Raw genomic sequence first — 21,900 nt, 5'->3', positions numbered from 1 at the left:
ATCGAATTTTCACGTCAAGAGAAATGTTATCGCGATATTGTTTCTCGTGATGTGGTTTGATATACGGGGGCAAAGGAGCAGCGCATGACGAATGACCGGAAGAACAGTCCACCGCCTTTGGACGATCAACTCTGCTACGCGATCTATTCGGCAGGGATTGCCATTCAGCGCGTCTACAAACCCCTTCTTGACGAGCTCGGGGTGACCTATCCGCAGTATCTCGTTCTCAATGTTCTCTGGCGCGACGACCAGAAGACAGTCGGGGCAATCGCCGAGACCCTGGCGTTGGAATCCAGTACACTCACGCCGCTTCTCAAGCGTCTTGAAACGGCGGGACTGCTGCAAAGAACCCGAAATCCAAACAACGAGCGACAGGTTGTCGTGGCCTTGACCGACAAGGGCCGTGCGCTTCAGTCCAGGGCAGGATGCCTTGGCGAGGCTCTGCTGACGGCTTCGATGCAAAGCCCCGAAGACCTCGCGAGTCTCAACAAGAACATCCGAAATCTTCGCGACACGATCTATTCTCAGATCGGCGGGTGGGGCACTCCCGCCTGATCCGCGCGTTCGTCATGTCTACGTTGTCGGTATGGTGCCCCCGTCAATGACGTATTCGGTGCCGGTGATCGTGGCTGCGCGGTCGGACGCCACGAACGCAATCAGGTTCGCGACCTCTTCCGGTTTTGTCGGGCGACCGATCGGTATTCCGCCAAGCGCATCCATGATCATCTTCTTGCCGCCCTCGTAATCGGTGCCGGCCTGCTTGGCGAGACGGTCGGCAAGGCGCACCGACGCTTCCGTCTCAATCCACCCGGGCGATACACGCAGCACACGCACACCCCTTGGCGAGACTTCTTTCGACAGGGCCTTGCTGTAGGTGGACAGCGCTGCCTTCGCCGCCGCATAGGCGGTTGTCGATTCAGGCAGCGGCAGCTCCCTCTGGATCGACGAAACGTGGATGACAACACCACTTCCCCGTTCAACCATGTCCGGCACGAGTTGCCGGTCCAGACGAACGGCAGGAAAGAGATTGAGGTAGAGCTCGTTATGCCACTCGGCGTCCGTCAGGGCGACATACCCGCCTCCTGGAGCAGAGGAACCGCCGAGCATATGAACAATGATGTCCACGCCTCCCAGCCTTTCCCGGACAGCGGCGACAAGGTCATTGCAGCCTTCGGTCGTGGTCAGGTCTGCCGCGACGAACTGGACGCCATCTTCAAGCGGGTCCGGTCTGGTCCGGGCGCTTGTCAGCACTTCGGCTCCGAGTTCCCGGAATAGTCTGACCGTCGCAGCTCCTGCGCCTCGCGTTCCGGACGTGACAAGCGCCCGTTTGCCTTCAAGACTGAGGAACTTGCTCACGGCAGGATCTCCAGTTCGGCAATCTTCTCGCCCGTCAGGCGGAAAAAATACCTCAGGTCGACCGGGCTGCCGGGAAAGTTCCCGACAACGTGACCCGTCACCACCTTGCGATCTCCTTCCACCTCGATTGCGAAAGGCTCGACCGTGTAGGAGTACTTTGTTGAAGCTTCCGCCTTCCATCGGCGGATCGCGGTGCGTCCTGCATGCACGTTTTTCTCGTCCTTGACGACCGCGACTTCGCTGAAACATTCAGCGACGGCATCGGCATTCCTGTTTCCGTCAGCTTCGAAATAGGCAGCAATCGGTCCTGGTAACCGGATATCCATCTGACATCTCCGTTTCTGGTGATGGTCCAGCCGGATCAGCGGTGTGTTCCGGCGTCGATGGTCGAAATATATGGCTGGACCTTAATCGCGATAATTGGGATAAAGCTGGATGTAACATCACGAAATTCGGAACAATGTCACGTCAGATCCTGGGAGAACTTGAAGCGGTTCTGGCCATCGCCAATCGAGGGTCTTTCCGTGCGGCGGCGCTCGAACTCGGGCTGTCGACGACGGCGCTCAGCAACCTTATTGGCAAGATAGAACGGCAACTCGGCGTTCGCCTGTTCAATCGCACCACGCGAAGTGTTTCGTTGACGGATGCCGGTCGGACCTTCGTCGAACAGGTGTCCCCCGCACTGCGTGACATCCAGGACGCAATGGCTGCAGTGCGCTCGCAACAGGACACGCCTTCGGGGACATTGCGCATCAATGCTTTCGCAACAGCTGCCCGGGAAGTGTTTGCGCCACTAGTTCTGGCGTTCCTGCAGCGCTACCCACAGGTTCACATCGATCTCGTCACCGAAGGCCGGATCGTCGATATCGTCGCCGAAGGGTTCGATTTGGGAATCCGAACCGCCGACCTGGTGCCAAGTGACATGATCGCTGTGTCGCTGGGGGCGCCTCGCAGCTTTGCCGTGGTCGCCACCCCCGCCTACCTTGAAGAACATGGGAGGCCGGCCGCACCACCCGATCTTCTGGCTCACCAATGCATCCGTGTCCGACTGCCAAACGGTGCGCTTTATCGCTGGCATTTCGAGAAGGATGGCAATGCCCTCCTGATCGACGTGGAGGGTCCGATTACACTTGATGAAGCTTCGCTTGCACGAATGGCCGTTCTCGACGGGATCGGGATCGGTTTTTTCATGGAAGCCAACGTGCGCGACGACATCGCTGCCGGGCGACTTGAACGGGTCCTGCAGGATTGGACCCCGCCAACGTCGCCGCTGTGCCTCTATTATCCCGGGCGTAAAAACCCTTCGGCTGCCTTCCGGGCTTTCGTCAATATGGCACGGGAACTTGGCAAGGCAGCCACGCGAAGAGATCTATTTCCGGCTGAGCAATGAGCCACTGCCGTTTCTGGAAAGTGTCGTGCGGTTTCAGCTACAGCCGATCAGCGGCAACTGAACGTTTCTGACGATCAGGCCATGCCTTGATGATGGCGTTGGACCGGTCGATCGCATTCTGTCCGAACGCGATCTCGACGGCTAATACGAGCGCGGTCTGAGCCAGTCCGGGGCCACCGGGCAACAGGCAAAGAATGAACTTCAAGCTAAAGCAATTAGCCTGTTTCGTGTCCTCTTTGCTGTGCCCGTGTCCTTAGACGCGGGCAGCTTCGAAAGCCTGCCAGACCTTCTCGAAGGCGGCAAAGTCCATCGGTCCTTTTGCTGTGGCTTCCAGAACGATCTTTTCCGAGGCAAAGAGCTTGGCAATACCTTCTTTAAGACCCGGTATGACCTCCGCTGGAATGACCACGGCGCCATGGCGGTCGGCGTGGACCAGGTCACCGTCCTGGACAGTCAGCCCAAAGATGCTGACAGGCGTGCCCAACTCGCGAACATGCACGAACCCGTGGCTGGGGCCGATGGAACCCGCGACCACCGGAAATCCTTCTGCCATATCGCCGAGGTCGCGCATGACCCCGTTGGTGAGGGCACCGGACATGCCGAAGGCCTTGTGGATCGAAGTATTCACCTCGCCCCAGTAGGCCCCGATGCTATGCGGGAAATCCACGTCCTCGATGACGGCTATCGAGGGTTTGGGAGCCTCGGCCATGCGCCGGTAGTATTCCATGCGGCGGGCGCGGATGACGTCCGCAGGCTCTGTTGGTGGTTCGAGTGCGGCGATCTTGGCCGTTGAGGCATAGCCCACCATGGCGCCACCCTCCGGTGCGCTGCACAGCATGGTGCCTCGTGTGAAGCCGTTGAAGCCGCGCTTGCCTTCGACAACCTCGATGGCGTTGCAGACCGTCGGCGTATCCACGCGTTTCAGCAGTTCCAGAAGTTCCTGATCCATTCTAATCCTAGTCCTCAAGCCATCGTGCGAGTGCGGCATTCGTTGCCGCCGGCTGTTCCAGTGTCGTCAGGTGACCGGCTTGTTCGATGATTTCCAGAACCGAGTTCTGAAGCAGTTCGGCCATCTGTGTATGCCGATCAAGGGGGCAAAGCCTGTCGCTCTCGCCGGTCAGAACCAGAGCCTTGCCTTTGTAGGCGCGCAGCGTTTCGGTCTGTGACGGGCGGTCAATCAGCGCTTTCGACTGGCGCAGGAAGACCTCGGGTCCGAGGCTTTCGGCCATGTCAAGCGCAAGGCTCTCGAGGTCGGCAGCGGTCGACCTGTCATGTGCGAAATTTGGAATGACCTCGAGGCGCATGACGTCCGAGAGCCGGCCTGCGCGGACGGCCGCCATTTGCGGCGCCCGCTTTTCCTTCACCGTGTCCAGTTCGGCACGTGGATTGGTGTCGAGAAGTGCCAGACGCTCCACACGTTCGGGCGCCTGCCTCACGACCTCCATGGCGACGATCCCGCCCATGGAAAGGCCCGCGAGCGCAAAGCGTTGCGGTGCGCCGGAAAGGATCGCCGCTGCCAGGGCCTCGACATTGTCCTCGTTGCAGATCGGAGCAAGATGCAGTGCACGCGACCTGGAAAAGGCAGCGATCTGCGGCCCGTAGAGCTGGGCGTCGCACATCATGCCGGGGATCAGGACGAGCGGGAGACGCGTCATGGCCACTTCCTTTTCAAGAAGGCAGCCGGCGAGACCGGAGAGCCTCGCCGGCTGCCAGGTGTCAGTTCCCGGTCCAGGTCAGGCCAGCGGGATCATCTGTGGCGACAACCCGGTAGAGCGATGCCTCACCGGTCATCGACGGCTCAAGCGAGTAAGCCTCTCCGGCGAGCATCAGGGCGGTGTCGCCCGGATTGAGCACGGTTTGACCGCCGCTCCAGCTTAGCGCCCAGTGGCCACGCATCGGCATCAGCACTGTCGGCTTCTCCGGTGTAATGGTGTCGCTGGAGAGTGAGCCGCGCGTCAGGAACTCGACCTCGAAACCGGGCTTGTCTTTCAGGAGAGCGTTCTCGCCGATCACCTTGGCCGGCTTTTTCGCTGCCAGCGCCATCAGGTCCCAGTAGCGGGCAACATAGTCGCGGACCACGTCCTCCACCGGCGTTTCCGGGAAAGCCTTCAGCTCTTCGTCGGTCAGAAGCGGCATCGGCGACACGTTGTGCGGCAGGGTCTGGCCCTTCTTGCTGTCGTAGAGGACCCCGTTCTCCCCAAGGATGAGACCGTGTTCCCGCGCGTCCTCGATCACCTGAGGTGCCCAGGTCACGCCGCCGCCGGCATCATCGCCGCCAAGGATCGCCATGATCATTCCGTAGTCGGTGCCGATGTTCTCGAACCCGCGAAAAATCCCGGTCGGAATGTTGAAGATGTCGCCTTCCTCGGCAACGAATTCACCGGCCGTGCCATAGCGGCCCCAGAAGAAACGCCAGCGTCCCTTCAGCACGAAGAAGACTTCGGCCGTGGTGTGGTTGTGAAGCGAGTTGCGGCAATGCGGCGGCTGTCCCGCGGCACCGATATTGAAGCCGACCTTGTCGGTGATGTGGACGTGCTGGTCGGGACTTTCCGAAACCCCGCCGCCGATGATGGTGAAGTTTTCCTTCTGGTTCGAGCCAGGCGTATGGGCGTCGATGAAGGCAGTCTTGCACGGCTTCAGTTCACCGTAGCGAACGATGCGATCGTTGATCGAACTCATGTCGAATATCCTTGAGAAATCTGGTCAGTGTAGGGCGGCCAGCAGCCGGTTCGGCGGGTGGTTGTTCAGCCGCCGTGATCTCAAGCTCTGCAGATAGGTGTGATGCCGTTCCTCGGCCTGAAGGGGTGTCCTCATGTGCCGAACGGGTCCAGCTTGCGCGTGGAGCCGCGCTGGATCAAATCGCCCGGGATCAGGATGCGTGTGGGCTCTGTGTGTCCCTCGACGCGGCCAAGCAATGTCTCGACTGTTGCCTCGACCATCCGGTTCACCGACTGGCGAACTGTCGTCAGGTCATAGGTCGGCCAGCCTGCGACGGGCACATCATCGTAGCCGACCACAGCGACGTCGCCCGGTACGGAAAGCCCCAGTTCGAAACGCAGAACGTCCATCACGGGAAGTGCCATATGGTCGTTGCCGACGAATACCGCGTCCGGTCTGTCCGCTGAACCGAAGAGCTCGCGCGCAAGCTGGCGCGCCACATCGGTACTGTATTTGCCGTCGAGCACGGCGCAGGGCTCGCGGCCGTGTTCGGCAAGCGCCTCAGTGAAGCCGCGTGCGCGGTCGCGCCCGGTCGAAGATCCCTGCCAACCGGCGATATGGGCGATCCGTTCATGTCCGCAGGCGACCAGGAAGTTGGCGACGGTCCGGCCGCCTGCAAGGTTGTCGGAGGTTACCGAAGACAGGCGGTTGTCGTCCTGACCGCGATTGAACATGACGATCGGGATGCCGGCGTCCTCGCAGCGTGTGGTCAGGTCGTTGGTAATTGCAACAGAGGCCGTGATGATGCCGTCGACGCGGTAATCGAGCAATTCGTCGACCACGCGGGTGACATCGTCCTCCTGGTTCTCCGCCAGAAAGATCAGGATGTGATAGCCCCTGGCCTGCAAGGCCCGGCTGAGACGCTCGATTGCGAGCGGATAGAACTGGTTTTCAAGGTAGGCCACGACGAGGCCGATAATGCGACTTCTGCCGGTAATCATCGCCCGCGCGATCGGGTTCGGTCGGTATCCGAGTTCCTCGGCTGCCGCCTCGATGCGGTCGCGGGTCTTCTGCGAGACGCTGGAGCCCGGCGTGAATGCACGGCTGACTGCCGACTGGGAAACCCCTGCCAGCTTTGCGACTTCGCTGAGTGTGACCTTTTCCTTGCTCATCAGTCCGCCGTCCAACCTCCATCGACCAGCAATGCCGTTCCGGTCACCAGGGAGGATGCGTCCGAGGCGAGGTAGACGACCGCGCCCATGATATCCTCGACTTCGCCTACCCTGCCAAGCTTGATCTTCTCCTCAATCCACTTGCGCCGTTCGGGGTTCTCGAAGGTCTTCTCGGTCAGCGGGGTGCGAATGAAGGTCGGGCAGATGGAATTGATGCGGATCCCCTTCGGGCCCCACTCGATCGCCATCGATTTGGTCATGCCTTCGATTGCGTGCTTGGAAGCTGAATAGACGGCGCGGTCGATGCCGCCGACGTGGCCCATCTGGGACGAAATGTTGATGATCGAACCCGGCTTGCCTTCGGCTATCAGCCGGCCTGCGGCCACGGCTGCGAGAAAATAGGCTGCCCGGAAATTCAGGTCGATGACTGCATCGAAGTCTTCGGGCCGGGTTTCCAGCGCAGGACCATGGCGCGCCATGCCGGCGGAGTTCACGACAACGTCAAAGGCCGGCAGGTCGGCGAGGGCTTTTTCAAGCGCTTCATGATCTGCCATGTCGAGGACCAATACGTCCGCCTGCATGCCTTCGGCCTGCATTTCTGCCTGAAGGTCCTGAAGCGGCGCGGCCCGCCGGGCTGCCAGCGTTACTGCCGCCCCGGCTTCCGCAAGCGCGACAGCGCACGCCTTGCCGATGCCGGAGGACGCACCTGTTACGAGGGCGCGCCGGCCATCAAGACGAAAGGACGGGGTGCGCGGAAGGCTCATTCGGCCTTCTCCAGAACCGGTGCAGCCTCACCATAGGGGACGTTGACACCGCCATAGCGGCGAACGCGGACGTTGCACTGCTCGGCGTGGCCGACGAAGCCTTCCAGCATGCACAGGCGCGAGCCATAAGCACCGATACTGGCCGCTGCTTCGTCGGTCATGACCTTCTGATAGCTGTGGGTTTTCAGGAACTTGCCGACCCAAAGTCCGCCGGTGTAGCGGCCGGCCTTCTTGGTCGGCAGCGTGTGGTTGGTGCCGATGACCTTGTCACCGTTGGAGACATTTGTCCGAGGGCCGAGGAACAACGCGCCATAACAGGTCATGTTTTCCAGGAACCAGTCGTCGCGGTCGGTCATGACCTGAACATGCTCGGAAGCAATGTCGTCGGCGACCTTCAGCATTTCCTCGTAGGTGTCGCAGACGATCACCTCGCCGTATTCTTCCCAGCTCACGCGGGCGGTGCCCGCTGTCGGCAGAATGGCGAGAAGCCGTTCGACTTCGGCCATGGTTTCTTCCGCCAGCCTGCGGCTGTTGGTCAGCAGCACGCAGGGGCTGTTGTAGCCGTGTTCGGCCTGGCCGAGCAGATCCGTCGCGCAGAGTTCCGCGTCTGCGGCGCTTTCATCGGCGATCACCATGGTTTCCGTCGGTCCGGCAAAAAGATCGATGCCGACGCGGCCGAAGAGCTGACGCTTGGCTTCCGCAACAAAGGCGTTGCCCGGACCAACCAGCATGTGCACCGGCTCGATGGTTTCCGTGCCGATGGCCATCGCGCCGACGGCCTGAATGCCGCCCAGCACGTAGATTTCGTCCGCGCCGCCAAGGTGCATGGCCGCGATCACGGCGGGATTTGGTTTGCCGTCGAACGGCGGAGTGCAGGCAACGATGCGCGGAACACCGGCGACCTTCGCTGTTGCGACGGACATATGTGCGGAGGCCACCATCGGAAACTTGCCGCCCGGCACGTAGCAGCCGACGGACTGAACCGGCAGGTTGCGGTGGCCGAGAATGACGCCTGGCAGCGTCTCGACCTCGATATCCAGCATGCTGTCGCGTTGGGCCTTTGCGAAATTGACCACTTGCGCCTGGGCGAATTTGATATCGGACAGTTCCTGCTCGGTCAGCTGGGCGATCAGGCCGTCGATCTCCTCTTGCGACAAGCGGTAGGATGCCGGGGAATACTTGTCGAATTTCTCGCTGAGGTCGCGCACGGCAGCATCGCCGCGTTCCTCGATATCCTTCAGGGTTGCCTCGACAACGGCGCGCACCTTGGCGTCGTCCTCGACACGGTCCGCTTCCGGCTTCCCTTTCTTCAGATACTCGACAGTCATTTCAGGTTCCTCAGTTTTCCGGGCGACTTTCTGCGCGGCGAAACCGCATCGTCCGTCGTCATCTTTCGAATGCGGCCGAAATGCCGCTGTTGTGTGGTTCAGCGGGTTGACCGCCGAAGGTTTAGCGCCCGTAGCCCAGGAACAGTTCTGGCAGTCCAAGGGACAGGACGGGAATGAAAGCGATCAGCAGGAGCGCGAAGATCATCGTCACCACCCAGGGAAAGATCCTGCGGGCGATGTCCTCGAACCGGATCTTGCCGACAGCGGCGGCCATGAACAGGTTTGCTCCGAGCGGCGGTGTCACAAAGCCGATGGCAAGCGCCACGACCATGACGATGCCGAAGTGAACCGGATCCACGCCGAGTTTCAGCATGATCGGCAGAAGGACAGGTGTCAGGATGACGATTGCCGCCAGTGTTTCCAGGAAGGTGCCGACGATCAGAAGCAGGACGATCGCGGCCAGCATCACCACCACCTTGCTCTGGGTCAGCGACAGCACGAGCTGGGCGAGATCGGACGGGATACGCTCCAGGGCGATGATGCGGCCGAAGGCGTAGGACGCACCGATGATGACGAGCACGGCGGAGACCAGCAACGCTGCTTCCAGCATCATCTTCGGAACGGCGGACAGCGGAAGCTCCCGATAGACGAAGCAGCTCACGATCAGGGCATAGACGACGGCGACGGCTGAACTTTCGGTCGGTGTCACCATGCCGGAATAGATGCTGCCGAGAACAACAGGCGGCATGGCGAGGGCGAGCTTCGCGTCCCAAAGGGCGGCCCAGAGACTGCCGGTGCGGGTTGGCGGTATCGGGTTGCCCGCACCCTGGTTTCCGGAGCGACGCTGTATCACGTTGTAGCCGATCAGGGTCAGCGCGATCACGAAGCCCGGAACGATGCCGGCCATGAAGAGAGCCGTCACCGAAACACCGGAGGAGACCGCATAGACGATCATCACCACCGACGGCGGGATCATGACGCCAAGCCCGCCTGCGGAGGCCACCATGGCGCCTGCATAGGCCCGGTCGTAGCCGCGATCGACCAGAGCCGGGATCATGGCGAGGCCGATGGCCGCCACCGTCGCGGATCCTGTTCCGGAGATGGCCGCAAAGAACAGGCAGGACATGATCGTCACGGTGCCCAGATCGCCTGGCATGCCGCCGAAGGCATGGTCCGCAACGGCGATCAGGCGTTTGGAAATGCCTCCCTCGGCCATCAGGCTGCCGGCCAGGGTGAACAGCACCACCGCGATGAGCGTGAAGCTGTCGATGGCCGAGACCAGCCCGAGGGCATACATGTCGAGGCTGAGGAACGGAATATAGAGGATTGCGAGCATGCTCGCCGCGCCGAGCGCAATGCCGATCGGTACGCCGATGAGCAACAGCAGCAGGAAACTACCGAAGAGAATGGCTGTCGTCATGGCTCAGATATCCGTCTGGGGGCCGAGGCGCGTGTCGCCATCAACGACGGCAGCCTTGATGGATTGCAAAAGACGCAGGCTGCTCAGGGCGCCGGAAAAGATGATCGCCGCGTAAAGCACGGCTTGAGGCCACTCGGTGGAGCTCAGGATCTTGCCGCGGTCGATGGATTGCTGCGTGATCACGACACCGAGCCAGCAGACGACGACGGAATAGATCAGGAAGATCACCTCGGAGAGCACGAACATCCAGTGGCGCAGCGCCTTCGGCATGACATCGATCAGAACCGTGACACGCATGTGCCGGCGCTCGCGGATTGCGTAACTCACGCCGAAGTAGATCATGTAGACGAAGGAAAACCGGGCGAGTTCGTTCGCCACAGCTATCGAGGTGGAGAAGGCAAGCCGCGCAATCACGTCCGCGAAGACCAGAATGATGATCATGCCCAGCATCGAGACGATCACCGCCGGCTCGAACCATTTTTCGAGAAACCGCATTTTGCCTTCTCCTCCCCTTGGTTCGCTTACTGCGCGACGGCCTGCATGAAGGTGTCGTAGAAGGAGTCGCCGACCTTGGCGCGAATGTCGCCTTCGATGGCGGCGTTCATTGTTTCGCCGAGGCGCTTCTTGTCGGCCTCCGGCAGCTCGTTCACTTCGAGCCCGGCTTCCTTGAGTTTGGCCAGGGTTTCGGCATTGGCGGCCGCGGTCAGCTCGCGCTGCTTCTTGACGGTTTCCACTGCAACTTCGTCGATGAGCGTGCGGTCGGCTTCGTCCAGGCCGTTGTACCAGTCAAGATTGGCCATCCAGAGTTCCGGCCAATAGATGTGACCGGTGAGGGAAACGTATTTCTGCACCTCGAAGAAACGCTCGATGATCATTGAACTCAGGGCGCTTTCCTGGCCATCGATCAGACCCTGCTGCAATGAGGAATAGATCTCTCCCCACGCCAGCGGAACCGGAACGGCGCCAACCGACCGCCAGGCCTTGATGGCGATCGGGTTGTCTGCCGAGCGCATGCGCAGGCCTTCGAAGGCTTCGTAGCTGTCGAGCGGTGCACGGGAGTTGGTGAAGCTGCGGAACCCGAGTTCCATGAAGCCCATGTTCTTGAGCCCACGGTCTTCCATGGCTGCAGAGATGGTCTTGCCGGCGTCGCCGTCCAGAAGGCTGCGCGCGGTCTCTTCGTCCTTGAAGAGAAGGAACTGGTCGAGCACGGCCAACTGATCGACAGTCGAGCTCAGATGAACCGACGCACCCGTGGTCATTGTGATGTTGCCGGACTGGACCAGGTCGGTCATTTCCTTGACGCTGCCGAGCTGGCCGCCCGGAAAGATCTCTACCTGGATGGTGCCATTGGAGCGCTTTTCGAGTTCTTCCTCGAAGTAGCTCAGAGCCTGGTGGACAGGCGAGACCTCTGGCGTGGCATGGCCGATCCGGATGGTCGTATCGGCTGCTGCCTGTGTGACAAATGCAAGTGCGGCTGTTGCAGCCCAAACGGCGACTTTCATTCTGTTCCCTCCCGAGAAGCGAAATTGAAAACGGGAGAACCGGCATTTGGGAACGCTTGCAAAATGCGGTCCCACCAGCTCCTCCCCGGAACACGATCGCGGCACCTCCGTATGCCTGCGACCCGGCCCTTGCCCCGGTTCCTACGCCGGATTGAGGCGGTCTGCAAGAAGTTTTGCAAACGTTCCCAAAATTTCAATTGCGGAAAAACGTCCCAAAATACGTGCTAAACTCTTGGAAATTGATCGAAAAATTCGCGATTTTATGCAGATAAAAATAATTTTTGCAAAAATTTGTGAAAACGCTTGCAAGCGGAGTCTTCCGACAAGCGACACGCGAAAGCCTTGGCGAGCCGGCGTCGGCCGCACAACGGCGCAGCTGGTAAGCGTTCTGTTCGGGAATACTAGCTTCGGGTCGTGCCGCGGATGACCTCGACCGGCGGAATGCGGACCTTGCGGACGTCCGTATTCCCCTCCTCTATCGCGTCGACCAGCATGGCGACTGCCGCCGAGACCATCTGGTTGATGGGTTGCCGGATCGTGGTGAGATTGAACGAAGGCCAGGCGGCTTGCGGGATGTCGTCGAATCCGACCACGGCCACGTCCTCGGGAACTTTCAGTTTGAACTCGAAGCGGATTACGTCCAGGGCTGCGAGCGCCATGTGGTCGTCGGCGACAAAGACAGCATCGGGCTGATCGGGCACGTCGAAAAGCTGGCGGGCTGCATCGGCGGCATCCGTATAGTGATAGTTTCCGTCCGCTCGGGAGTGCAGTTCGACACCTGCTTCCTGCAGCACGGCCATGAACCCGGCTTCGCGATCAATCTGCGTCGAGGCTCCGGAGAAGCCGGCAAGCAGGGCAACGCGTTTCGGCTGTCCGCGCAGAAGCGCTTTTGCCGCCAGCTCGCCGCCAAGGCGATTGTCGCTGGTCACCGCGCGCAGATTGTCCTTTGGCTGATCGCGGTTGAACAGAAGCACCGGGATGTCGAGGTCCCGGCACCGCTCCGCCAGCGTCGAGGAAACGGACACGGACACCATGATGATGCCGTCGACCCTGTAACCCATGATTTCCTGGATGACGGGCTCGACATCATTGATGGTGTTCGATGCCATGAACAGGAGGACATGGTAGCCGTTTTCCTGAAGCGCGATCGAAAGCTTTTCAACCGCTTCGGGATAGAACTGGTTCTCGAAGTAGTAGACGATCAGGCCGATGATCCGGCTTTTCCCGGTGATCATCGCCCTTGCCAGAACATTTGGCCGGTAATCGAGTTCGTCCGCGGCGATGCGGATCTTCTCGGCCATCTTCTTGGAAACGGAGGCGCCCGGGGTAAAATATCTGGAGACTGCGGACTGGCTCACGCCGGCCTTGCGCGCAACGTCTACAGATGTAACCGGTTTGCTGTTCAAGCGGGCCTCCGTGATTTTATCATGTTCTGAGTACTCGTGCTTCGCGAACTTGTCACCCCTTCACGGTGAGCCGCCGGCCGTCCTGTGCATCAAACAGATGACAGCATTCGATCGGGATCCGTGCGCTGATCGGTGCGCCGATTTCGGAGCGGAAATCCTTGGCGGCCTTCAGGTTGACCAGTTCCCCACCCGCCTCGACGGCCACCATGGAGGCGTCGCCGAGAAGCTCCAGGGCGAAAACGGTCGACGACAGCTCGCCTTCCCCATCCACAAGGGTCACATCCTCGGCCCGAAAACCCAGGGTCACCGGCCCGGAGATGTCACCGCGCAGACCTTCCAAGCGGATGTTCTGAGCCGTAAATACGCCGGCGGTAATCTCTCCCTTGACCAGGTTCATCGCCGGAGAGCCGATGAAGGAAGCCACGAAAGTGTTGGCCGGGTTGTCATAGATCTCCGTCGGTGTCGCTACCTGCTGAATGACGCCACCGCTCATCACCACCACCCGGTCGGCAAGGGTCATCGCCTCGATCTGGTCGTGGGTAACGTAGATCGTGGTCGTCTTCAGCCGGTGCTGGAGGTTCTTGATTTCGGCGCGGGTCGACACGCGCAGCTTCGCGTCCAGGTTGGACAGGGGTTCGTCCATGAGAAACACCGTCGGCTCGCGGACGATTGCACGTGCCAGAGCGACGCGCTGCCTCTGGCCACCGGATAGCTCCGCGGGTCGTCGGTCGAGCAGGTCGGTCAGATCGACCATTTCCGCTGCCTTCATTACCCGGGCATCATGCTGGTCCTTTGGCACCTTGCGAACCTTCAGCGGGAAGCGGATGTTCTCGTAGACCGTCAGGTTGGGATAAAGGCCATAGCTCTGGAACACCATGGCGATGTCGCGATCCTTGGGTTCCAGAGTGTTCACGACCCGGTCGCCGATGATGATCTCGCCTTCGGAGATGTCTTCCAGACCGGCGATCATGCGCATGGTGGTGGACTTGCCGCAGCCGGACGGCCCCAGCAGAACCAGGAATTCGCGGTCGGCGATATGCAGGTTGAAGTTGTTGACGCCGTAGACATTGCCCCAGCGCTTGGTGACATTTTTCAGTTGGATCTCGGCCATGGACTATCCCTTGACGGCGCCTGCGGTCAGCCCGCTGACAATCTGGCGTTGGAAGAACATCACGAGGATGAAAAGCGGTACGGTGGCGCTCACGGTTGCGGCAACCGCATACATGATGGTGCCTTCGGTCTGGATGGTTCCAAGGAACGAATTGATCTTCGGAACCATGGTCTGGTTTTCCTGGGACAGCAGCAGTGCGGTCACCGAGAAATCGTTGTAGGCCAGAAGGAAACTGAACAGGCCTGTGGTGATCACGCCCGGCCACATCACCGGCATGATCGCCAGCCGGAACGCCTGGAAGCGGGTGCAACCGTCAACCATGGCGCTTTCATCCAGATCTTTCGGGATCGACTTGAAGAAGCTGTGCAGCATCCAGATCGTGAAGGGCTGGTTGATGGCCACGAGGACGATGATCGCTGTCGGCAGATAGCCCCAGATGTTGAGCTGGAAGAACGGCAGCAGGAAGCCGGAAACCAGCGTGATGTGCGGCATGGCCCGGAAGACCAGCGCGGCGATCAGGATCCAGAAGGTGTAGTTGCGGCTCGAGCGGGAAAGCGCATAGCCGCCGAGTGTTCCGAACAAGAGCGAGATGGAGGTCACGCAGATGGTGACGATCGTGGTGTTCCAGACGGAGTGGTAGAACTCTCGCTCGATCCAGGCGCCACGATAGCCGTCGAGTGTCAGCGCCTCGCCTGTCTGGCGCACGGTCGCAGGCCCCGTGATGGCGTTCCAGAAGGAGACCCGGCTGAAGAAGTCAGCCTGGACCTTGAACGAGCCCCACACGGTCCAGATGAAGGGGAAGGCCGCAACGATCAGCCACACAACCAGGATGACCCCGGTAAAGATGGCGAGCGGGCGGGAATAGCCGATGGATCTGGTCATCACCGGGCCTTTCTCTTGAAGTCGCGCCAGGTCCGCACGAGCACCGGGCTGAGCAGGATGATCACGCCGATCATGGTCAGGATCGAGGTGGCTGCGGCCGATCCGAAAAGCTGGTTCACCTGTCCTGTCAGGTCGTTGTAGATCAGCCAGGAGAGCGAGGTTGCGTTGGCCTCCGACGAGAAGCCGATGATCGGTTCGAACACGCGGAAATTATCCATCAGCAGAACAAGACCGACGAAGGTCGCCAGCGGCGTCAGGTGAGGCATCACCACGTATCGGATGCGTTCCCAGCGGTTGGCACCGTCGATCATGGCAGATTCCAGCGTGTCCATCGGCAGGGTCTGCAGACCGGCATAGAAGACCACGAAGGCGAAGGGCGCCATATGCCACGTTCCGTAGGTGATGAGCGTGAGCCACGACAGCACGGGGCTGGCCTTCAGCGACAGTTCCGGATCGTTGAACAGCCACTGTAGTGTCGCCCCGATGATGCCGTCGGAGTTGATCATCCAGAACAGGATGAGGGAGCCCAGAAGAGGCGTCACGATGTAGGGCAGCAGCGAAAGGAAGATGATCGGCCCGCGAAACAGCCTGGGCACACTGTTGACGCCGAGAGCGACGGCAAAGCCGGCAATCATGGCAAGCGGTGTCACCAGGAAAGTGTAGACCAGGGTGAAGGACAGCGCCTTGTAAAAGGGCAGATTGTAGATCCTGGTAACGACATCGACAAAACCGTTGCCGCTTTCAAGTATCTCGGCGATCTCTTCAACGGCCAGGTGGGACCGATTGAGATAGGTGCCAAAGGCGTTGAAGCGTCCAAGTGGCTCTTCTTCGCGCAGGACCCGGGTTGCCTCTGTGTCGACCTTGGTTTCGTCGGTGCAGCCGAACGGGCCGCAGTTTTCCACGGTCACGAGAACCTGTTCATGCTCGACGAACATGGACTGCACGAAAACGGACACGATCGGCAACGCAATGAACAAGAGCATGGCGAGTGCCGATGGCCATATGAACGCTGCAAAATCACGGTGGCGCATAAAGTCTCCCCCGAAAAGGATACACCCCTGTCATCGACATGACAGGGGTGTGGCAAAGGGCAGTATCAGTTGAGGAAGCCGGCTTCCTTGGCTGCGGCGCGGTAGGCTGCTTCCACGTCGTTCAACGCCTGTTCGGCACTTTCGCGCCTCTGAAGGAAATCGGAGAGTTCTGCACCGAGTGCTGTATGCAGAAGCCCCATGTAGGGTGACATCGGGTAGGCTTTCGCCCCGAGCTTCGCGTTTTCAAGGATCGCTTTTGCCGAGGCGGGAGGAGAGAAATCCGCAATCAGCCAGGCAGCTGCGGACGGATTGTCCTGGGCAACCTGCGGCCGGATACCGTGCATCATCGCCTGGAAGGAGGCTGCTGCATCTTCGTCGGAGATGTTCTTGGCGATGGTGAAGCCGTCCCACCAGAGCGCAGCGGCCGGCGTGGTGCCGCCACCGACGGTCGGTGCGGGCGCGAGAATGGTGGCTTCCCCGATTTCCGGTGCCGGGCCGTTGGGGTCGATGTGACCGTTCACCATGGAGGCCCACTGGTTGATGATCGCGACTTCACCTGAAAGGTACATCGCCTTGATTTCATCGGACGTGAAGGTCAGGAACTCGGGTTCCATGTATTCGGAAAGTTCCTTCATCAGCGCCAGGGTCTTCAGACCCTCCTCGCCGCTTATGGCCGGCTCTGCGCTTCCTGGTTCGAAGAAGGTGCCGCCAAGGCCCAGGTAGGTGTTGACGAACTCGTTGCCGAGATACCATCCGGCCTGGTCTGCCGCCGCCAGCGGGTATTCCAGAATGCCCTTCTCCCGGATCACCTTGGCAGCCTCGATGACCTCTTCAAGCGACGTCGGCTGTTCGAGGCCGGCTTCCTTCAGGATGTCGCCGCGAATGTAGAGGTTCTGGCCGTTGGCCATGAAGGCGATTGCCATGACCTTTCCGTCGACCTTGATGAGCTGCGTCGGCTGAAGCTGCTGGCCGTATTTCTCGACCAGCTCGTCCAGCGGACGGATGAGGTCGTCGTTCATGAGCGGAACGATGGAATTGTTGGCAACCATCGCGACCGTGTACTGCGCCGGGTTGACCGTGAGCGCGGGCACCTGAAGTGCCTTGTGCTCGGTCGTCATGTTGGCTTCCACGGTGACGCCGTCTCCCGCGCAGGCTTCCGCTTCCTTGATAACGGTTCCGAGGGCATCGAAGTCGTTTGCAAGGATCTTGACGTTGCCACCCTCGATGCCGCACCCGGCGTGTGCCGTGCCGGCCCCGAGAACGAGTGCAAGCGCACTCACGGCTAGCTTCAATTTGCTCATCTCATTCTCCATTGGAAGAATGCCCGATTGCCCCGGGCTATTTCTCTTTGTTCTTGACGTTCTTTCAGGCTTCGGCGGCCTCCACCGCGGAAGCCTTGTCAGCAAGCTGCGCCAGCTTGATCTGAACCAGCAGGGACAGTTCGTCATAGACCGTCCATTCGTCGACGATCTTGCCGTCCTTGTAGTGATAGTGCGACATGCCCATCAGACGCAGATGCTTGCCGGTGGGCGCTCCAAGGCTTTCCAGAATGCCGTAGCCGAGGTGATGACCCTCGAGTATCCAGCGAACGGCGACTTTCGTGCCGCCTTCGACGCAGGGCGTGGAACAGATGTGCTGCGGAGCGTAGACCGCATCCGGCATGCTGCCCACGAGGCCGAGCGTCTGATGAGAGACCGATGCGGTGCCGTAGAGCTCTTTCATCAGCGGCCCATGGTACATGGCGGTCGGTGCATAGACTTCGCGGATGCGGCCGAACATCTTGCGATTGAAGATGTCATGCAGGAACTGAAGCGTTTCGCGTTCCAGATCTGTGTTGGCGATGTCCAGGTCGGCCTTTTCCGCCGGCGGATACTGACCCTGAAGGAGGCCGACCTCGCCGATGTCGAGCTGCGTGAGGCCCTGGCTCAGTTTCGTTTCAGCGATCTTGCCCGCATAAGCGTCAACGTCGAGGCCGAGTTGGCGAACGACCGCCATCTGGTCGGAAACCACCCATTCGCGGTAGATCTTGTTGCGATGGATCATGCAGTCGGCGACCGTGCGGGACACGAAGGAGCGGCCGTTGGCCGGACCGTAATGGCCGTTCTGCGTATAGCGCCCAGAGCCGGTTACCAGGTGAGAAGTGTAATAGCCGTCCTTGTCGTCGCCGTTCCAGATGACATGGGTTGCCATGCCGCGGCGTTCGGGCAGGGAGACGAGCCTCTGGATGGTGTCGCGCACCACGTCCTCACGATTGTAGATCGTGCCCATCGGCAGGTAGAGGACGATATTATGCGTGTAGTGCGAATAGATGAGGCCTACGTCGCGCTCATCCCAGATCTTGTGCGTGCAGCGGACAATATAGTCGACGATATCGGAATAACAGGGATCGAAACCCTCCATGCCCTGAACCGGGGCGCGCCCCTCCGGGACCAGGTCGGTGAAATCGGCGCGCTCGACTTGCATGACATTGCCGTTGTGCGGCGCGTCGTTCACGCGTGGAGCGGATTTCACGTCCTTTGCCTTTGGGGTGGAGACTTCCTGCGTTCCCATTTCATCGTACCTTTTAGCGAAGCTGTTTCGCGCATCTTGCAGAATTTTGCATACGCTTGCATTTTGATATTGCCAAACATGTTCAGTCCGATCAATAAAAATCTGCATACCTATGCAAAATGAAATTATCATGGTTGAAAATCACTCCCGGAGGACGTGCGCTTGCCGCACCGGAACGACCGGAAGACGACGACAGGAGAGCGGCCGATGACCCTGGCCGAATACAAGAAGCGCCTCGCGGATCTGGGGCTGGCTGTTCCCGAGGCGGATCTGAAAGCGTCCGTTGCACAGGCGCAGCGCCTGGCCGAACAGGCACGTGCCCTGAAGGATGACCGCGACGATGGATGATGTTCTGGACAGCCCCTTGCGCCGTCAACAGGAGTTGATCGTGACCGGCCAGGTGTCGGCGCGCGAGATCGCGTCGGCTCTGGTTGCCCGCATCGAACGGCGGGACGGTGCCATTCGTTCAGTTGTGCATCTGTCGCCGGATGCTGTTGCCGAGGCGTCTCGCTGGGACAATGTTCTGCCGGACGACCGGCCGCCGTTGGCCGGGCTCTGCTTCGGCGTGAAGGACATCATTGATGTGCATGGCCAGCCGACACGCTGCGGGTCGCATGCCCATCCGCACGCTCCCGGTCAGGCCGGGCACATTGATGCTGCCAGCGTCGCGGCGCTCAGGCAGGCCGGCATGGTGCCGCTGGCCAAGCTCGCAACCTATGAATATGCGCTGACTGGCCCCGCCTTCGACCAGCCCAACCCGCCGGCCTGCAATCCCTGGGACACCAGCGCGATCACCGGCGGCTCCTCGTCGGGCTCCGCCGCGGCCGTTTCGGCCGGGCTTATGCGCGTTGCGCTCGGGACGGACACCGGCGGGTCGATCCGTGCACCTGCGGCCTATTGCGGTGTGGTTGGGTTGAAGCCGACCACGGGCCTGGTTTCAGCATCCGGGTGTTTTCCGTTGTCGCAGAGCCTCGATGTCATTGGTCCCCTCGCCGCCTGCGTCGAAGACGCTGCCGTCATTCTGGAGGCGCTCGCCCCTGCGAGCCGTGCTGCAGCTGACATCGGACAGGAGCTCACGGGACTTCGCATCGCCTACGCCCGCGACTGGTTCGTTGATGATCCTGCGGCGGATCCTGACCTTGTCCGAGCCATGGACGACACCGCCGCGCTCCTTTCCTTGCTCGGTGCCAGAATAGAGCTGGTGACGCTGCCGCCCTATCAAAGGCTCGAGGATGCGGCCACTGTCATCCTGCAGGCGGAGGCTCTTCAGAACCATTTGGTGGGTCTGCGCAACCGGTTCGATGCCTATGGTAAGGACGCGCGCCGGAACCTTCTGACAGGAGCTGTTCTGGACGCACAGGACGTCGTGCATGCCCGTGGTGTTGCGCATCGTTTCAGGCAGGAGGTCGACGTATTGCTGGCACAGCACAGCGCACTTCTCATGCCGACCACGCTCGGCACCGCACCGAAGTTCACCGCCTTTGCCGACGGCGCGGTCTGGACGGCAATGCGCACCATGCCGTTCAACATGTCAGGGCATCCGGCGATTTCGCTTCTCTGCGGGTTCGGCGCGAACGGCTTGCCGCTCGGCTGCCAGCTTGTCGGCGGGTTCGGGCAGGAAGCGTTGCTCTGCCGGCTCGCTTACCAGCTCGAACAATCCAGCAACCATTCGGCCCGGCCCGCGATCGGGGCCGAGCCGGTATCGCTGGATTATCCCTGAAGTCGGTCGAGGCGCAGCTGCGCCGCGCGGCGGTGGCCTTCAAGCCCTTCCGAGGCGGACTGGCGGACTGCCGGCGGCGCGACCTCGCGGATGCCGTCCTCGTCCATCCACTGATGGGTTACGGTCTTGATGTACGACCCTACCCAAAGCCCGCCGGTGTAACGTCCAGCGCCCATGGTCGGCAGCGTGTGGTTGGTGCCGCAGCACTTGTCGGAATAGACGACGCTGGCGTTGGGGCCGATGAAGAGCGAACCGTAGTGCTTCAGCCTCCTGGCGAAGGTCTTGGCATCCTCGGTGTGCACCTGCAGGTGTTCGGCGGCGACGATGTCTGAATAGGCGATCATTGTTGCCTCGTCCGGGCAGACGGAAATCTCGCCGTAGTCTTTCCAGGCCTGGCCGGCGGTGGCCGCCGTCGACAGGCTCTTCAGCTGAACGTCCACTTCTCTCAGGACCGCTTCCGCAAGGTCCGCGTTTGTCGTGATGAGGCCCACGCGGGTTCTGGTGTCGTGCTCGGCCTGTGCCAGAAGATCGGTGGCGATCATCTCAGCGTCGCCGGTGTGATCGGCGAGTATGAAGATCTCCGATGGACCGGCGAGCTGGTCGATCCCGACAGGGCCGAAGACCTGACGCTTGGCTTCATTGACGAAGGCGTTGCCTGGGCCGACAATCTTGTCGACAGGTGGAACGGACTGCGTGCCGAGTGCCATCGCAGCGATTGCCTGCGCCCCACCGATCCGGAAAATCCGGTCGGCGCCGGAAAGGTGGCAGCCCGCAATCATCGCTTCATGGGCGTTCGGCGGAAGGCAGGCGATGATTTCGCCGACACCGGCCACCTTCGCCGGGACGATCGACATGATCGGCGCGGACAGGAGCGGGTAGCGGCCACCAGGGACGTAGCAACCGACCCGGTCGAGCGGAATGTTGCGGTGCCCGAGGTGAACACCTGGCCGGATCTCGACTTCCAGATCCTGCAGGGTTCCGAACTGGGCCCTGGCGAACATGCGCACGTTGGAGATTGCGAACTCGGTGTCTTCGCGTGTCTGCGGGTCCAGCCTCTCGACTGCTGCCTCACGTTCTTCAGCAGTGACCTCGAACCGGTCGAGCGCCGCCTTGTCGAATTTCTCAGAATAGTCACGGACGGCAGCATCACCTTCTGCGGCAACCCGCTTGAGCACTTCTGCGACCAGTGTTTCGACGCTGGCATTGTCGGCAACCGCATCGCGTGCCGGGGATTTCACAAAACGGATGGTGTCCGGGATGGGTAGTCTCGTCATTTGTCTCTCTCAGGTCCCTGCGGCGCAATAGGCCGGCCACACCACGCAGATCGTGGCCGAAAGCTGAAACATCACAGGAAACATCCGGATCGGGAGCGTGATCGGTGTTTCCCGGCAGCCGGTCCGGTAGAGCGCTGCGAGCGCGTCTCGGTAATGAGAGGCGGCGCATCGTGACCGTGGAATTCCTCTTGTCGATCGTGGATCGAACAACGGTGCCGGTGCGCGTCTCTCTGCCAACTGCATACGTTTGCAATACTGCCGCCGAGCATCCATTGCAAGCAAATTTGCATACGAATGCATTTCAGGCTGAAAACGCTTGTTGCGAGCTGCGCGTTT

23 protein-coding genes are annotated in these 21,900 nt (G+C 60.7%); 4 read left to right on the top strand and 19 right to left on the bottom strand.

The features are described from left to right. Nucleotides 1–84 precede the first annotated feature (84 nt). Complete coding sequence (locus ACYQ6M_RS26320) at nucleotides 85–555, top strand: MarR family winged helix-turn-helix transcriptional regulator (RefSeq protein ID WP_075283490.1); 471 nt, start codon at nucleotides 85–87, stop codon at nucleotides 553–555. Nucleotides 556–573: 18 nt separating this feature from the next. Here the strand turns inward: ACYQ6M_RS26320 and ACYQ6M_RS26315 are convergent, their stop codons facing one another. Together ACYQ6M_RS26315 and ACYQ6M_RS26310 are read right to left on the bottom strand one after the other, a co-directional pair. Beyond that, entirely contained in the window at nucleotides 574–1,356 is a 783-nt protein-coding gene (locus tag ACYQ6M_RS26315) for an SDR family oxidoreductase (protein ID WP_168687596.1), read from the bottom strand. Beyond that, on the bottom strand, nucleotides 1,353–1,682 hold the full coding sequence (locus tag ACYQ6M_RS26310) for a nuclear transport factor 2 family protein (RefSeq protein WP_460076504.1): 330 nt from the start codon (nucleotides 1,680–1,682) through the stop codon (nucleotides 1,353–1,355). Before ACYQ6M_RS26310 ends, ACYQ6M_RS26315 begins: the two co-directional genes overlap by 4 nt. 134 nt (nucleotides 1,683–1,816) lie before the next feature. On the opposite strand from ACYQ6M_RS26310, the gene ACYQ6M_RS26305 reads away from it, so the two are divergent. Next, complete coding sequence (locus tag ACYQ6M_RS26305) at nucleotides 1,817–2,746, top strand: LysR family transcriptional regulator (RefSeq protein ID WP_460076502.1); 930 nt, start codon at nucleotides 1,817–1,819, stop codon at nucleotides 2,744–2,746. 37 nt (nucleotides 2,747–2,783) lie between these two features. Here the strand turns inward: ACYQ6M_RS26305 and ACYQ6M_RS26300 are convergent, their stop codons facing one another. The 16 genes from ACYQ6M_RS26300 to ACYQ6M_RS26225 form a co-directional block, all read right to left on the bottom strand. Then, nucleotides 2,784–2,951: a hypothetical protein gene (locus ACYQ6M_RS26300; RefSeq protein WP_168687593.1), complete on the bottom strand. Its 168-nt coding sequence runs from the start codon at nucleotides 2,949–2,951 to the stop codon at nucleotides 2,784–2,786. A 48-nt stretch (nucleotides 2,952–2,999) separates the two neighbouring features. Continuing rightward, nucleotides 3,000–3,695 carry an RraA family protein gene (locus ACYQ6M_RS26295; RefSeq protein ID WP_460076499.1) on the bottom strand — a complete coding sequence of 232 codons (696 nt, stop codon included), beginning with the start codon at nucleotides 3,693–3,695 and terminating at the stop codon, nucleotides 3,000–3,002. A gap of 7 nt (nucleotides 3,696–3,702) precedes the next feature. After that, on the bottom strand, nucleotides 3,703–4,401 hold the full coding sequence (locus ACYQ6M_RS26290) for an alpha/beta fold hydrolase (protein WP_460076497.1): 699 nt from the start codon (nucleotides 4,399–4,401) through the stop codon (nucleotides 3,703–3,705). A gap of 61 nt (nucleotides 4,402–4,462) precedes the next feature. Then, the gene (locus ACYQ6M_RS26285) at nucleotides 4,463–5,425 is read right to left on the bottom strand and encodes a cupin domain-containing protein (protein ID WP_152507948.1); all 963 of its coding nucleotides are present in this window, start codon (nucleotides 5,423–5,425) and stop codon (nucleotides 4,463–4,465) included. Nucleotides 5,426–5,556: 131 nt separating this feature from the next. After that, the gene (locus ACYQ6M_RS26280; RefSeq protein WP_031269438.1) at nucleotides 5,557–6,576 is read right to left on the bottom strand and encodes a LacI family DNA-binding transcriptional regulator; all 1,020 of its coding nucleotides are present in this window, start codon (nucleotides 6,574–6,576) and stop codon (nucleotides 5,557–5,559) included. Then, nucleotides 6,576–7,340, bottom strand: coding sequence for an SDR family NAD(P)-dependent oxidoreductase (locus ACYQ6M_RS26275; protein WP_460076494.1), 765 nt, complete (start codon nucleotides 7,338–7,340; stop codon nucleotides 6,576–6,578). Before ACYQ6M_RS26275 ends, ACYQ6M_RS26280 begins: the two co-directional genes overlap by 1 nt. Then, the gene (gene hisD / locus ACYQ6M_RS26270; RefSeq protein ID WP_023001281.1) at nucleotides 7,337–8,668 is read right to left on the bottom strand and encodes a histidinol dehydrogenase; all 1,332 of its coding nucleotides are present in this window, start codon (nucleotides 8,666–8,668) and stop codon (nucleotides 7,337–7,339) included. Before hisD (ACYQ6M_RS26270) ends, ACYQ6M_RS26275 begins: the two co-directional genes overlap by 4 nt. 121 nt (nucleotides 8,669–8,789) lie before the next feature. After that, on the bottom strand, nucleotides 8,790–10,088 hold the full coding sequence (locus tag ACYQ6M_RS26265; RefSeq protein ID WP_289809356.1) for a TRAP transporter large permease: 1,299 nt from the start codon (nucleotides 10,086–10,088) through the stop codon (nucleotides 8,790–8,792). A gap of 3 nt (nucleotides 10,089–10,091) precedes the next feature. Continuing rightward, nucleotides 10,092–10,583, bottom strand: coding sequence for a TRAP transporter small permease (locus tag ACYQ6M_RS26260; RefSeq protein WP_023001279.1), 492 nt, complete (start codon nucleotides 10,581–10,583; stop codon nucleotides 10,092–10,094). A 26-nt stretch (nucleotides 10,584–10,609) separates the two neighbouring features. Next, nucleotides 10,610–11,590 (bottom strand): TRAP transporter substrate-binding protein, encoded by a 981-nt coding sequence (locus ACYQ6M_RS26255; RefSeq protein WP_023001278.1) that lies wholly within the window; start codon nucleotides 11,588–11,590, stop codon nucleotides 10,610–10,612. 401 nt (nucleotides 11,591–11,991) lie between these two features. After that, nucleotides 11,992–12,996: a LacI family DNA-binding transcriptional regulator gene (locus ACYQ6M_RS26250; protein WP_031269437.1), complete on the bottom strand. Its 1,005-nt coding sequence runs from the start codon at nucleotides 12,994–12,996 to the stop codon at nucleotides 11,992–11,994. 52 nt (nucleotides 12,997–13,048) lie between these two features. After that, nucleotides 13,049–14,107: an ABC transporter ATP-binding protein gene (locus ACYQ6M_RS26245; protein WP_460076489.1), complete on the bottom strand. Its 1,059-nt coding sequence runs from the start codon at nucleotides 14,105–14,107 to the stop codon at nucleotides 13,049–13,051. A 3-nt stretch (nucleotides 14,108–14,110) separates the two neighbouring features. After that, complete coding sequence (locus ACYQ6M_RS26240) at nucleotides 14,111–14,989, bottom strand: carbohydrate ABC transporter permease (RefSeq protein ID WP_023001274.1); 879 nt, start codon at nucleotides 14,987–14,989, stop codon at nucleotides 14,111–14,113. Beyond that, nucleotides 14,989–16,020 carry a carbohydrate ABC transporter permease gene (locus tag ACYQ6M_RS26235; protein WP_289809354.1) on the bottom strand — a complete coding sequence of 344 codons (1,032 nt, stop codon included), beginning with the start codon at nucleotides 16,018–16,020 and terminating at the stop codon, nucleotides 14,989–14,991. The genes ACYQ6M_RS26240 and ACYQ6M_RS26235 overlap by 1 nt, the downstream gene beginning before the upstream one ends. Before the next feature lie 65 nt (nucleotides 16,021–16,085). Continuing rightward, nucleotides 16,086–17,321 (bottom strand): ABC transporter substrate-binding protein, encoded by a 1,236-nt coding sequence (locus tag ACYQ6M_RS26230; RefSeq protein ID WP_460076486.1) that lies wholly within the window; start codon nucleotides 17,319–17,321, stop codon nucleotides 16,086–16,088. A 64-nt stretch (nucleotides 17,322–17,385) separates the two neighbouring features. Next, entirely contained in the window at nucleotides 17,386–18,570 is a 1,185-nt protein-coding gene (locus tag ACYQ6M_RS26225; RefSeq protein WP_168687584.1) for a nuclear transport factor 2 family protein, read from the bottom strand. A gap of 207 nt (nucleotides 18,571–18,777) precedes the next feature. Here ACYQ6M_RS26225 and ACYQ6M_RS26220 point away from each other — a divergent pair, with 207 nt between their 5' ends. Further along, on the top strand, nucleotides 18,778–18,918 hold the full coding sequence (locus ACYQ6M_RS26220) for a hypothetical protein (protein WP_168693734.1): 141 nt from the start codon (nucleotides 18,778–18,780) through the stop codon (nucleotides 18,916–18,918). Then, entirely contained in the window at nucleotides 18,911–20,290 is a 1,380-nt protein-coding gene (locus ACYQ6M_RS26215; RefSeq protein ID WP_460076484.1) for an amidase, read from the top strand. The genes ACYQ6M_RS26220 and ACYQ6M_RS26215 overlap by 8 nt, the downstream gene beginning before the upstream one ends. Here the strand turns inward: ACYQ6M_RS26215 and hisD (ACYQ6M_RS26210) are convergent. Beyond that, nucleotides 20,281–21,564: a histidinol dehydrogenase gene (hisD, locus tag ACYQ6M_RS26210; RefSeq protein ID WP_460076481.1), complete on the bottom strand. Its 1,284-nt coding sequence runs from the start codon at nucleotides 21,562–21,564 to the stop codon at nucleotides 20,281–20,283. The two genes, ACYQ6M_RS26215 and hisD (ACYQ6M_RS26210), sit on opposite strands and share 10 nt — an antisense overlap. Nucleotides 21,565–21,900 lie beyond the last annotated feature (336 nt).

The sequence above is a fragment of the Roseibium sp. ROS1 genome (assembly GCF_054658215.1).
This window is presented reverse-complemented; position numbering and strand designations above follow the sequence as displayed.